Genomic DNA, 12,311 nt, shown 5'->3' on the forward strand with positions numbered 1-12,311 from the left:
TCAGCCTTCGCCCCGAGCGATATCGGCGAGTTCGCGCCCGCGATCGCGCGCCGCACGCAGGACATTGGTCAACAAGGCGGCGAGCTGGCCGTCGCTGTCGAGGACGTCGAGCCCGGCCTGCGTCGTGCCGCCCTTGCTCGCCACCTGCGCGATCAGGACGCCCGGCTTTTCGCCGCTCTCGGCCAGCAGGGCGGTGGCGCCGCCGAAGGTCGCGGTTGCGAGCTTCAATGCATCCTCGGCCGAAAGGCCAAGCCGCTCGCCCGCCGCAGCATAGGATTCGATCAGGCGAAACACGAAGGCGGGACCGCTGCCGGTAAAGGCGGTGACGAGATCCATCGTCGAATCGTCGGCGAGCGTCACGGTCTGGCCGAGCGGATCGAGCAGCGCGTCGATTGCCTTGTCATCAGCCTCGCCGAGCGTCGCGACCGCCGACACGCCCGCACCGATGCGCGCGGCGAGATTGGGCAGGATGCGCACCTGTGCGCCGGCGTCGGGGAAGCGCGCGGCAAGATCGGCCAGCGACACGCCGGCGAGGATCGAAAGGAGGTGGACCTGCCCCGTCGCGAGCGGCGCCAGCATGTCGGCGACCTCGCCCAGTTGCTGCGGTTTCATGCCGAGCATGATCCAGTCGGCATTGCCGCCCGCCGCCCGCCAATCGCCGAGCGTGGCGTGCTGGACGATGCCGCTCCGCGGCGCCGCGAACGGATCGACGATCGCGACCAGCGCCGGGTCGAGCCCGGCCGCCAGCCAGCGATCGAGCATTGCGCCCGCCATATTGCCGCAGCCGACCAACAGGAGCCGGCCGAAGAAATTCCGCAATGCTTTGCTCATAGGTCCTTCTTTTCTTGTCTTTTACCGGCAGCTGGTCTCGGGACCCGACAGCAGGTCGAGACAGCGGCCGTCGATCTTGCCCGCATCGACGGGAAGGCCGATCACCGACGCCAGCGTCGGCATGATATCCACCGTCATCACCGCATTCGGCTGTTCGAATCCGGCGAGCCCCTTGCGCCAGAACAGGATCGGCACGCGGCGGTCATAATCCCACACCGAACCATGGGTCGCGACATATCCGATGCCCGCTTCGGGGATCGGGGTGACCCGCGGTTTCAGCGCGATGATGAAATCGCCCGACCGCTGCGGATTGTAGGAGGCGCGAAGCTTGTCCATCAGGCTCCACGTATCGGGTGCGCGCTTCGAGATCGGATGCGCATCGAGTTCCTCGCGCGTCGCCACCGCTTCGACCTGCGGATGCGCACGCAGGCGCGGGAGAAGCTCGGCGAGCGCCGCCTTGCGCTGCGCCGCGGTCAGCGTCTTGGCCAGATAATAATCGCCGCCGTCGCCATAGAGAATGGGCTGGGGCAGGCCGAGTTTTTCGGCGACCGCCTTGCCGATCGCTTCGGGATCGAGCGCCCGATCGACGCGCTGTGCGTCGGGCCAGGCGTTCTGGCGATTGCGTTCGGGGAGGTCATGGCCGCCATGATCGGCGGTGAGAGCGACGACATAGTCGATACCCGTCGCGTCGAGCCGCGCAAAGAAATCGCCCAGCTCGCGGTCGAGTCCCGCCATCTGGATGCACATCTCGCTGCCTTCGGTGCCCGTGCTGTGGCCGACATAGTCGGTCGCCGACAGCCCGAGGATCAGGATGTCGGTGCTGCTCCCCTCGCCCAATTTGCGCGCCTGGCGCAGCGCCGCGGCGGTCGCGAGCACCGCGCCGTCGGCTTCGGGCGACGCCATGAAGCGGCGGAAGTCGCCGGCATCGCGCGCCATCCGGCCGGTGCCGACCGTCGCGCCCTTGTCGCCGACCGGGATCGCGATGTCGTGCGTCGTGCAATCGGCGGGCAGCGTCAGCGCGGGGCGCGGCTGGTTGATCGCCGCCGCGATCGCGGCGCTTGCCTGCTGCGCGGTCGGCGACAGGGTCGTGCCGCGATAGCTGGTGAGGCCGGTGGGCGCGAGCCACATCAGCTCGTCGGCCTGACGCCCGCCCATCATGATCGCCGAACGATCCTTGCCCGACACCGACACGACCTGCGCCTTCGGATCGCGCGCCTTCATCAGATCGCCGAGCGTCGGCACGAGCAGGTGACCCACCGACGGTGCATATTTGCCGTTGCCCGAGTCCGTGCCGGGCACGCTTTCGTCCTCGGCGCAATAGATGCGCTTGTCCGCGCGCGCCGCCGACAGATCGAAATAATGGTTCGCGACGATCCCGGTGTGCGCCGGATGGTTTCCGGTCAGGATGGTCGAATGGCCCGGGCAGGTTTCGGTCGCGCCGTGCGCCTGATACCCCGAGGGGAACACGATACCCGACGCCAGCCGCGCGAGACCGCCTGTGAAATGGCCACGATATTCGGCGAACAGGTCGGCCGAAAACTGGTCGACGGCGATCATCACCACCAGCTTCGGCGGGGGCGACGCGGCAGTAATCCGGGTTGTCGGAGCAGCCGAATCCTGTGCGAGTCCGGCGCCCGCGCCGGTCAGACAAAGCGTAGCCGCCAGCGCGGTGGTCAGATATTTCAGCTTCACGGACGGCGTCTCCAGAAAGAGGGGTGTCAGCGCGGGCTGTCCTCTCGTCGAAAGCCGCCTATATGGCAAGCCTTCGAACGACGAACAGCTGCGGACAGGCCATGAATTTGCTGAATGAGGCTTTTGTGACACGCGCATGGCGCGCGCTGCTGGCATTGCTGGCGCTTGCGCTCCTCGCATCGAGCCCGGCCGCTGCCCAATCGACGCATATCCAGCCGAAACTGGTCGCCGAGTCGGCGGCTCCCGCACCCGGCGGCACCACGACGCTTGCGCTCACCATGGCGCCCGAGAAGAGCTGGCACGGCTATTGGGTCAATGGCGGCGATGCGGGGTTCGGCCTGTCGGTCGAATGGAACGCGCCCGAGGGCGTGAAGGTCGCGCCCTTCCGCTACCCCGTGCCCGACGCGCTGATCCTCTTCGGCATGATGAACCATGTCTATGAGCATCCCTATGCGCTGCTCGCCGATGTCGAGGTCGACCGGTCGATCGCGCCCGGCACCGACCTGACGCTGTCGGGCGTCGCCAACTGGCTCGCCTGTACCGACAAGGTCTGCGTACCCGAAAAAGCGGTGATTTCTGTCGCGCTCAAGGCCGGCGACGGCAAGATCGACGCCGCATCGCGCACGCGCTTCGACGCGTGGCGCGCGCTGCTGCCGCAACCGCTTGATCGCCACGGGGCCTGGGAACGGCGCGGCGACATGGTCCGCTTCGGCATTCCGCTGCCCGCGGGGACATCGCTCGACGCGCCGCACCTGTTCGTCGAGACTCAGGATGTGGTCGACTATGCCGCGCCGCAAAGCTTCAGCCGCAACGGCGAATGGATCATCGTCGAGACGAAGGCCAAGGGCGATGCGGCGGGCCCCGTCCGCGGGTTGCTGAAATTATCAAACGGCCGCGGACTGTCCCTGAGCTTCGAACCCGAAGCGGTGCGGGTTTCCGGCGAACCCATTGCAGTCGCGTCCGGATCGATCGACATGGCCCTGTTCTGGACCGCGCTCGCCGGTGCGATCGGCGGCGGACTAATCCTCAACCTGATGCCCTGCGTTTTCCCGATCCTCAGCCTCAAGGCGCTGAGCCTTGCGCGCTCGGGCGGTAACGCGCGCGAGGCGAAGGTCGAGGCGCTGGCCTATACCGCCGGCGCCGTCGTCACGGCGCTGCTGCTCGGCGGCCTGCTGCTCGGGTTGCGCGCGGCGGGGGAGCAGGTCGGCTGGGCTTTCCAGCTCCAGCATCCCGCCAGCGTCTTCCTGCTGTTGCTGCTAGCCCTCGCGATCACGTTCAATCTTGCAGGCACTTACGAGCTGCCGTCGTTCGGCGGCGGGCAGAAGCTTGCGAGCCAGGGCGGGGCTGCCGGCGGCTTCTGGACCGGTGCGCTCGCGGCCTTTGTAGCGACGCCATGCAGCGGCCCGTTGCTCGGGGCTGCCCTGGGCGCCACGCTCGTGCTCCCGGCATGGGCTGCGCTGCCGATCTTCGGCGGCTTGGGGCTCGGACTGGCCCTGCCCTTCCTCGCGGTCGGCCTTGTTCCCGCGCTACGAAACCGCCTGCCGAAGCCCGGACCGTGGATGGCGAAGTTCCGCAGATGGATGGCGTGGCCGATGGGCCTGACGGCCATCGGCCTCGGCTGGCTGCTTTGGCGGCAGACCGGCCCGACCGTGCATGGCTGGCTGCTGGTCGCACTCACGATTACGGGGATCGCGGCGGCGGTCGTGGGCTGGAAGAAAGGCCGTCACAACGGTCGTACCGCGCTTGGGCTGAGCCTCGCCTTCCTCTTCTTGATCGGGTCGCAAGCTCTGGAGGAGTTCCGGAAGCCGGCATCGGCATCGCCCGAAAGCCCGGCACATGAGCGTTTTTCCCCTGCGGCCCTCGCCGAGGCGCGCGCCACCGGCAAGCCGGTCTTCGTCTATTTCACCGCCGACTGGTGCCTGTCGTGCAAGGCGAACGAGGCGGGGGCGATTAATCGCGAGGCGGTGCAGGAGGCCTTCGGGCAAAAGGGCGTGGTCACATTGATCGGCGACTGGACGAACGGCGATCCGGTCATCACGCGTACGCTCGCCGAGCATGGCCGCAACAGCGTGCCGCTCTATCTCTGGTATGCGCCGGGCGCCGCCAAGCCCGAAATCCTGCCGCAGATATTGACGCCGGGCCTGCTCACCGAACAGGCCGGACGCTGATGGCCAAACAACGCGCCGACCAGCTGCTCGTCGACCGCGGCCTTGCCGAAAGCCGGACGCGTGCGCAGGCGCTGATCCTTGCCGGGCTCGCCTTCGTTGGGGATCGCAAGATCGACAAGGCAGGCCAGCAGATCGCCGACGACGCCGACGTGAGCGTCAAGGGCCGCGACCACCCATGGGTATCGCGCGGCGGGATCAAGCTCGACCACGCGCTCGCGCACCTTGGCTGGGACGTGGCGGGCGCGGTCGTCATCGACGTCGGATCGTCGACAGGCGGCTTTACCGACGTGCTGCTGAGCCGCGGGGCGGCACGCGTCTATGCGGTCGATTCGGGGACGAACCAGCTCGCGTGGAAGCTGCGGCAGGACGATCGCGTCATCGTCCACGAACAGACGAGCGCGCGCATCCTCACCAACGACCATATCCCCGAGCCGGTCGACCTGATCGTGTGCGACGCGAGTTTCATCGCGTTGTCGAAAGTGCTGCCGGTCCCGATGGGATTCGCGAAACCGGGCGCGCGCATCGTTGCGCTCATCAAGCCGCAGTTCGAGGCCGAGCGGCACGAAGTCGGCAAGAAAGGCGTGGTTCGCGATACCGCCGTGCACGCCCGCGTGTGCACCGACGTGCGGAATTGGCTGACCGGCGAAGACTGGGACGTGGTCGATCTGGTCGAAAGCCCGATCACGGGCCCCGAAGGTAATGTCGAATTTCTGATCGCTGCGGTGAAGCGAGCCGCTTGACGCTGCGCCGCACAATCGCGACACCATGCAACGGATTCGCGTGTGGGGGATAATGCGGACATGACCGAAATCGCAACGCCGGGGCAGCTTCGCATGTCCTACCTGCGCTGGGCGCTGGTCACCGTGCCGGCGATCGTGCTGATCGGCAGCCTGATGGGGCTCTTGTCGAACAGCGGTTACGGCAATCGCTGGTTCGCGGCGCTCGACCTCCCCGAAATCACGCCGCCGGGCTGGGTTTTCGGCACCGTCTGGCCGATCCTCTATATCTGCCTCGGCCTGGCGCTCGCGATGATATTGCACGCGCGCGGCGCGAAGGGCCGCGGCTTTGCGCTGCTGCTGTTTTTCGTCCAGCTGATCGCCAATTTCGCCTGGTCGCCGCTCTTCTTCGGCCAGCATCAGGTCACGACCGCGCTGTACCTGATCATCTTCATCCTGATGGTGACGATCGCGACCGCCTTTGCCTTTGCGCCGATCCGCAGGGCGGCGGCGTGGCTGCTCGTCCCCTATATGGCCTGGCTGACCTTTGCCGCGATCCTCAATTTCCAGATCGATCAGCGCAATCCCGATGCCGAAACCCTTGTCCCCGCCGCCGCCAGCACCCAGATAAGCTAGTGGCAAGGGGATAGCCCCTACGGAGGAATATTAGACATGCAGAGCGAAAACCGCTTTTTCGACGACCTCGCCAAGATGGTGAACGGCATTGCCGGGACCGTTGCGGGCGCGGGCCGCGAAGCCGAATCCGCGATGCGCGACCGCGCGAAGGAATGGGTCGGCCGCATGGATTTCGTCAGCCGCGAGGAATTCGAGGCGGTGAAGCAGATGGCGGCGACCGCGCGCGCCGACGCCGAAGCGCTGAAGGCGCGCCTCGACAAGCTCGAGGGTGCGGCGAAGCCTGCAGCGGCGCCGAAAGCCGCAGCGAAACCGGCCGCCAGGCCGGCAGCAAAAGCGGCAACGAAACCCGCGGCGCGCAAACCCAAGGCCTGACACGCCGCGCGCCCCGGCGCATTATGCACAGATATTCCCCGGTTGGTGCGGGACGCGGACTCGCGTCTACCAACCATCCGGGCTAAGGCGCGCGCATGAGTGACGATATCTACGACGACGATGACGGCCAGGACGCGGCGCCGATGGAGATGCTGGCGTCCTATTTCGCCGCGCATGACTGGCCGCACGAGATGGTGGGCGAGGACGAGATCGTCGCGACGGCGCAGGGCAGCTGGACGACCTATGAGCTGCGTGCGGTGTGGCGCGCCGACGACGGCGTGATCCAGCTCCTCGCCTTCCCCGACATCCGTGTCGTCGAGGACAAGCGCGCCGTCGCCCATGAAGCGCTCGCGCTCATCAACGAACAATTGTGGCTCGGCCATTTCGAACTCTGGTCGAACAGCGGGACGATATTGTTCCGCCACGGCATGCTGGTCGGTGCCGACGCATCGCTGCCGCTCGACCTGACCGAGACGCTGATCGAAAGCGCGATCGACGAGTGCGAGCGCTTTTACCCGGTGTTCCAGTTCGTGCTGTGGGGCGGCAAATCGCCGGCCGAGGCGCTCGCCGCATCGCTGATCGAAACGCGCGGCGAGGCCTAGCCTCGCCTATCGTTTCTCGAAACGCATGAGCCCGGGGCCGAGTTCGTTCGTCCCGATCGCCAGCGCTTCACCGCTCCAGTCGGCGACGAACACCGACTTGCGGTCCATACCGGCGGGCAGGCTAGCCCGATTGCCGACGATCGACAGGCCGCGCGAGGGGTTCTTCCGTTCCTCGGCCGCGACCGCGATCAGCGCCGAATAATTTTCCTTGTCGCGCCCCTGAATGAGAAGGTTGTTCGAAATCCGCCCGACCGAACCCGAAGGCAGGTCGATCATATAGTTGGTGCCGGTGCCCTGCGTGTCGTCGAAGCTGTTGTCGTCGATGTCGACCTGAACCGCGCGGGTTTTCAGATAATGGCCGCCGCTGCCCTTTTCGAAACGCGTGCGCGTGACGACGACGCGGCCGTAAATGCCGGTGTAGACGCTGTGCGCGCAGCTCAGCCCGCGGTCGCAGCGGCCGAGCCGCGAAAAGGTCGAACGGTCGATCGTGAGCCTCGCGTCGGGATCGTCGGCGGTCAATATGCCTTCCTCGCTGCTGCGGAACAGGCTGTTGACGACGTCGAGATCGCTCTTTTCGAGGCGGATGCCCGCGCCATTGCCGTCGGGGACGCGCATATTCTGGAATACCAGTCCGTCGACGCGGGCACCGGCGCCGCGGAGCACCAGCGCCGCCTTGCCCTCACACGTCACGCCGTCGAAGATCGCCCGGCCGGGTTCGGCGGCGACAAAGGCGATGCGGCCGCCGGTCTGGACCGCGCAATCGCGGTGATAACCGGGCGCGACGCGGATCGTGCCTTCGCCTTCGCCGATCGCGTCGACGGCATCCTGAAGCCGCCCGAAGCTGCGCCCCGATTCGGCGACGACATAGGGGGCGCCGCCCGATTGCGCGGGCACGGGGACCGGCGCGAACAACAGCGGAAGGACGAGCAGCGGCAGCATCGGCCGGCGAAAAAGAGATTGTGCCATGCGGCGCCTATAGCGGCATTTGCGGCGGCAGTCGTTTGCGAAGGCGGTTAACCGGTGCGCCGTCCCGATATCGGACAGGACGACGCCGAAAGGTTAGGAGCGCTTCGGACCCGCCAGCGCCAGCGCGAGGCCGAGCGCGGCGGCGCGGCCGATCTTGCCGCGCGCCAGATATCGCCTTGCGACCGTCGGGAAAGGCACCGGCGAGTGCGCCTCCATCGTCGTCCGATACCGCGCGACATCGGTCCGCAACTGCGTCCACGACGCCTTGCGCCTGCGCGCGAGGCGCTTCGCGATCTTGACGAACTCGCGCGACTGGAAGCAGGCGACGGCGGCCAGCGTCTCGGGCCCCGCATGTGGAAGCGCGTCGGCAAGCGCTCCCGAAAAGCCGGTCAGTGCGCCGGCGAGATCGTCGTTGCGGCGCACATCGAAGCTGCGCGTCCTGGCAAGGCGCGCCATGATGCTGCCCGGCCGCGAGCGATAATAAACCCATGGCTCGGCCGCATAATAATGGCTTTCGGCCTTGAGCAGCAGCCAGGGAATGGTGGCCGCATCCTCGAAACAGGCGCCGACGGGGAAGCGGATCGACGAACCGAAGAGATCGCGTTTCCATATCCGCGACCATGCGTGAAGGCGGCGCTTGGCAAAGACGCCCGCAACGAGCGTTTCGGTGCAGTTTCCGACGCATCGCGCCGGCCCGTCGAAGGTCGGATAATGTTCGCGACCCTCGCGGACATAATCGCACATGATGATGTCGGGCGCGACGCTGGCAGCGATCCGTTGCAGCGCCTCGATCGATCCGGGCAGAATCTTGTCGTCGGCGTCGACGAACCAGACATAGTCGCCGCGGGCGACCTCCAGCATCGAATTGCGCGCGGCACTCGGTCCGCTGTTTTCCGCATGACGCAACAGGCGGATATCCGCGTCGCACCGTGCGATGAAATTCTCGCACAGGTCGGCGGATTCGTCGGTCGACAGATCGTCGAGCAGGATCACCTCGATGTCCGACCGGCCATCGAGCTGGCCTCCGATCGAATGCAGGCACTCCTCGACGAAAGGCGCAACATTGTACACGGGCACAAGAATGCTCAGCCAGGGTCGTGGCTCTGTTCCGGCGAGTGTTTCAGCGTCGACACCCATGAAGAAGCCTAGTTCCTGACCTTAGTCGAGGTTCGGGCGCAGCCAGCGCGTTGCGGTGTCGATATCGACTCCGCGCCGCGTTGCATAGTCTGCAAGCTGGTCGCTGCCGATCCGTGCGACCCCGAAATACTGGCTTTCGGGGTGGCCGAAATAGAAACCGCTGACGGCCGCCGTCGGCAGCATCGCAAAGCTTTCGGTCAGCACCAGCCCGGCATTCTCCTCCGCCGCGAGCAGGTCGAAGAGGATCGGCTTCAGGCTGTGGTCGGGGCATGCGGGATAGCCGGGGGCCGGGCGAATGCCGCGATATTCTTCCTTGATCAGCGCCTCGTTGGTGAGCTGCTCGCCCGGCGCATAGCCCCACAAGGTCGTGCGGACATGCTGGTGCAGCCGCTCGGCAAAGGCTTCGGCGAAACGATCGGCGAGCGCCTTCAGCAAGATGTCCGAATAATCGTCCTTGTCGGCGCGGAAGCGCTCCGAATGCGGCTCGATACCGTGGATGCCGACCGCGAAGCCGCCCATCCAGTCGCCCGCCGGATCGATGAAGTCGGCGAGGCACATATTGGCGCGGTCTCGGCTCTTCTTGATCTGCTGGCGCAGGAAGGGGAGCGTCACATGGCGCTCCTCTTCGGCGAGATGGATCGTCACGCTGTCACCGTCGCGCGCGCACGGCCAGAAGGCGCAGACACCGCGCGCGGTCAGCCATTTCTCGGCGATCAGCCTGTCGAGCATCGCATCGGCGTCGGCCTTCAGCGCCACCGCGGTCTCGCCGACCACCTCATCCTCGAGGATTGAGGGGTATGTCCCGTGCAATTCCCACGCGCGAAAGAAGGGCGTCCAGTCGATGCATTCGCGCAGATCCTTAAGCGACCAGTCGTCGAAGCGATGCAGCCCGGGCTGGAGCGGCGGCGCGGGCTTGTCGCTCAGATAGGCGTCGTAAAAATTGGCGCGCGCCTCTTCGAGCGTATGCAGCACGCTCTGCCCCTTGCCCGCACGCACGTCGCGGACATGGGCATAATCATCCTTGTAACCCTGCACATAAGCATCGCGCCCGGTGTCGCTGACGAGCGACGTCGCGACACCCACCGCGCGGCTCGCATCGAGAACATGGAGTACCGGTCCGGTGTAGGCGGGGTCGATACGCAGCGCGGTATGCACTTTCGACGTCGTCGCGCCGCCGATCAGCAGCGGCATCGTCATCCCCGCGCGCTGCATCTCCTCGGCCACCGTCACCATCTCGTCGAGCGAAGGGGTGATCAGGCCCGAAAGGCCGATCATGTCGGCGTCATTCTCGTTCGCCGCTTCGAGTATCTTGCTCCACGGGACCATCACGCCGAGGTCGACGATCTCGAATCCGTTGCACTGGAGCACAACGCCGACGATGTTCTTGCCGATATCGTGGACGTCGCCCTTGACGGTCGCCATCACGACCTTGCCCTTGCCCTTCGCGCCGGGTTCCTTCGCCGCCTCGATGAAGGGCAGCAGGTGCGCGACCGCCTTTTTCATCACGCGCGCCGATTTGACGACCTGCGGCAGGAACATCTTGCCCGAGCCGAACAGGTCGCCGACGACGTTCATCCCGTCCATCAAAGGCCCTTCGATCACCTCGATCGGGCGCGGCAGTGCCTGACGCATTTCCTCGGTATCGTCGACGATGTAGGCGTCGATGCCCTTGACCAGCGCATGTTCGAGCCGCTTGCGCACCTCCCAGCCGCGCCATTCCTCGGCCGCCTTTTCCTGCGCGGCGTTCGTTCCCTTGTAGCGTTCGGCGAGCGCGATCAGCCGCTCGGTCGGGCTTAGTTCTTCGCCCGCAACCTTGCGGTTGAGGATCACATCCTCGCACGCGGTGCGCAGTTCGGGATCGATCGTGTCGTAAACGTCGAGCTGGCCCGCGTTGACGATCGCCATGTCGAGCCCGGCGGGTATCGCATAATAAAGGAAGACGCTGTGCATCGCGCGGCGCACCGTCTCGTTGCCGCGGAACCCGAACGACAGGTTCGAGAGGCCGCCCGAGAAATGCGCATGCGGGCAGCGGATGCGGATTTCCTTCACAGCCTCGATGAAGTCGACGGCATAATTGTCATGCTCTTCAAGCCCCGTCGCGACCGCGAAGATATTGGGGTCGAAGATGATATCCTCGGGCGGGAAGCCGATGGTCATGAGCAGCTTGTAGGCGCGCTCGCAAATCTCGATCTTGCGCGCCTCGGTGTCGGCCTGCCCGACCTCGTCGAACGCCATCACGACGACCGCGGCGCCATAGGCCATGCATTTGCGCGCATGCGCGAGGAAGGGTTCTTCGCCTTCCTTCATGCTGATCGAATTGACGATCGGTTTGCCGGGCACGCATTTCAGCCCCGCCTCGATCACCTCCCATTTGGAGCTGTCGATCATGACGGGCACGCGCGCGATATCGGGCTCGGCCGCGATGAGCTTCAGGAAGGTCGTCATCGCATATTCGGCGTCGAGCAGGCCCTCGTCCATATTGACGTCGATCACCTGCGCACCGTTTTCGACCTGCTGGCGCGCGACTTCGACCGCCGCGGTGTAATCGTCGGCAAGGATCAGCTTCTTGAACGCGGCAGAGCCGGTGACGTTGGTGCGCTCGCCGATATTGACGAAGCTGGAGGAGGCGGCGGTGGTCATCGAATAATCCTGAATCCGGGCATTAGGCGGCGAGCGGGCGGGCGAGGACGAGATCGTCGTAAAGCTTGCCACCGACATTGAACCGGCGCGTGCCGAGGTCGGCGAATCCCTGTTTGCGATAGAAAGCGAGTGCACGCTCGTTGCGGGCATAAACGCCGAGCAACAGACGTCGATAACCGCGCGCAGCCTCCAGCGCCTCTTTCATCAGCGCCGCGCCGAGCCCGCTGCCATGAAAACGCGACAGCGAATAGATGCGCTTCAGTTCGATATCGCCGTCGAGCGAGGCGGCAAGGTCGGGCTTGCCGACGAGCGCGAAGCCGATCGGCGCGCCGCCGGGCTGCGCCTCGGCAAGCCACGCGCGGGCGCCGCCGGCCAGCAGCGTGCGATAGGCCGCCTCGCTATGCTGCGCGGCGCAGTGGCCGACGATCGCATCGCCGTCGAGAATGCCGGCGAAGGTTTCGAGGAAAGTCGCGGCGCCGATCAGCGCGAGGGCCGACGCATCGTCGGCTCCGGCCTCCCGGATCGTCCATGCCGGAATGTCGCGCATCGGA

At 66.0% G+C, this 12,311-nt stretch carries 11 protein-coding genes; 5 read left to right on the forward strand and 6 right to left on the reverse strand.

The features are described from left to right. Complete coding sequence (gene proC / locus VGU00_RS02395) at nt 1–831, reverse strand: pyrroline-5-carboxylate reductase (protein WP_327465110.1); 831 nt, start codon at nt 829–831, stop codon at nt 1–3. A gap of 21 nt (nt 832–852) precedes the next feature. Further along, nucleotides 853–2,523, reverse strand: a complete 1,671-nt coding sequence (locus VGU00_RS02400; RefSeq protein WP_327465112.1) for an alkaline phosphatase family protein — start codon at nt 2,521–2,523, stop codon at nt 853–855. A gap of 101 nt (nt 2,524–2,624) precedes the next feature. Between VGU00_RS02400 and VGU00_RS02405 the strand changes: the two genes are divergently transcribed. The 5 genes from VGU00_RS02405 to VGU00_RS02425 all read left to right on the forward strand — a co-directional run bounded on the left by VGU00_RS02405 (nt 2,625) and on the right by VGU00_RS02425 (nt 7,017). Continuing rightward, a complete protein-coding gene (locus VGU00_RS02405) occupies nt 2,625–4,691 on the forward strand; it encodes a protein-disulfide reductase DsbD family protein (protein WP_327465114.1) in 2,067 nt (688 codons plus the stop codon). Then, complete coding sequence (locus tag VGU00_RS02410; protein WP_327465116.1) at nt 4,691–5,431, forward strand: TlyA family RNA methyltransferase; 741 nt, start codon at nt 4,691–4,693, stop codon at nt 5,429–5,431. The genes VGU00_RS02405 and VGU00_RS02410 overlap by 1 nt, the downstream gene beginning before the upstream one ends. 60 nt (nt 5,432–5,491) lie before the next feature. Then, entirely contained in the window at nt 5,492–6,043 is a 552-nt protein-coding gene (locus VGU00_RS02415) for a TspO/MBR family protein (protein WP_327465118.1), read from the forward strand. Nucleotides 6,044–6,079: 36 nt separating this feature from the next. Beyond that, the gene (locus VGU00_RS02420) at nt 6,080–6,415 is read left to right on the forward strand and encodes an accessory factor UbiK family protein (RefSeq protein WP_327465120.1); all 336 of its coding nucleotides are present in this window, start codon (nt 6,080–6,082) and stop codon (nt 6,413–6,415) included. 95 nt (nt 6,416–6,510) lie between these two features. Next, nucleotides 6,511–7,017 (forward strand): YbjN domain-containing protein, encoded by a 507-nt coding sequence (locus tag VGU00_RS02425; RefSeq protein ID WP_327465122.1) that lies wholly within the window; start codon nt 6,511–6,513, stop codon nt 7,015–7,017. A 6-nt stretch (nt 7,018–7,023) separates the two neighbouring features. Here the strand turns inward: VGU00_RS02425 and VGU00_RS02430 are convergent, their stop codons facing one another. The 4 genes from VGU00_RS02430 to VGU00_RS02445 form a co-directional block, all read right to left on the reverse strand. After that, nucleotides 7,024–7,983 (reverse strand): right-handed parallel beta-helix repeat-containing protein, encoded by a 960-nt coding sequence (locus VGU00_RS02430; protein ID WP_327465124.1) that lies wholly within the window; start codon nt 7,981–7,983, stop codon nt 7,024–7,026. 93 nt (nt 7,984–8,076) lie between these two features. Next, nucleotides 8,077–9,120 carry a glycosyltransferase family 2 protein gene (locus VGU00_RS02435; protein ID WP_327465126.1) on the reverse strand — a complete coding sequence of 348 codons (1,044 nt, stop codon included), beginning with the start codon at nt 9,118–9,120 and terminating at the stop codon, nt 8,077–8,079. Between the two features lie 21 nt (nt 9,121–9,141). After that, complete coding sequence (gene metH, locus VGU00_RS02440) at nt 9,142–11,760, reverse strand: methionine synthase (RefSeq protein WP_327465128.1); 2,619 nt, start codon at nt 11,758–11,760, stop codon at nt 9,142–9,144. A gap of 22 nt (nt 11,761–11,782) precedes the next feature. Beyond that, a complete protein-coding gene (locus tag VGU00_RS02445) occupies nt 11,783–12,307 on the reverse strand; it encodes an N-acetyltransferase (RefSeq protein WP_327465130.1) in 525 nt (174 codons plus the stop codon). Nucleotides 12,308–12,311: the final 4 nt, after the last annotated feature.

The sequence above is a fragment of the Sphingopyxis sp. genome (genome assembly GCF_035944815.1).
In the GTDB taxonomy this organism is placed as follows: Bacteria; Pseudomonadota; Alphaproteobacteria; order Sphingomonadales; family Sphingomonadaceae; genus Sphingopyxis.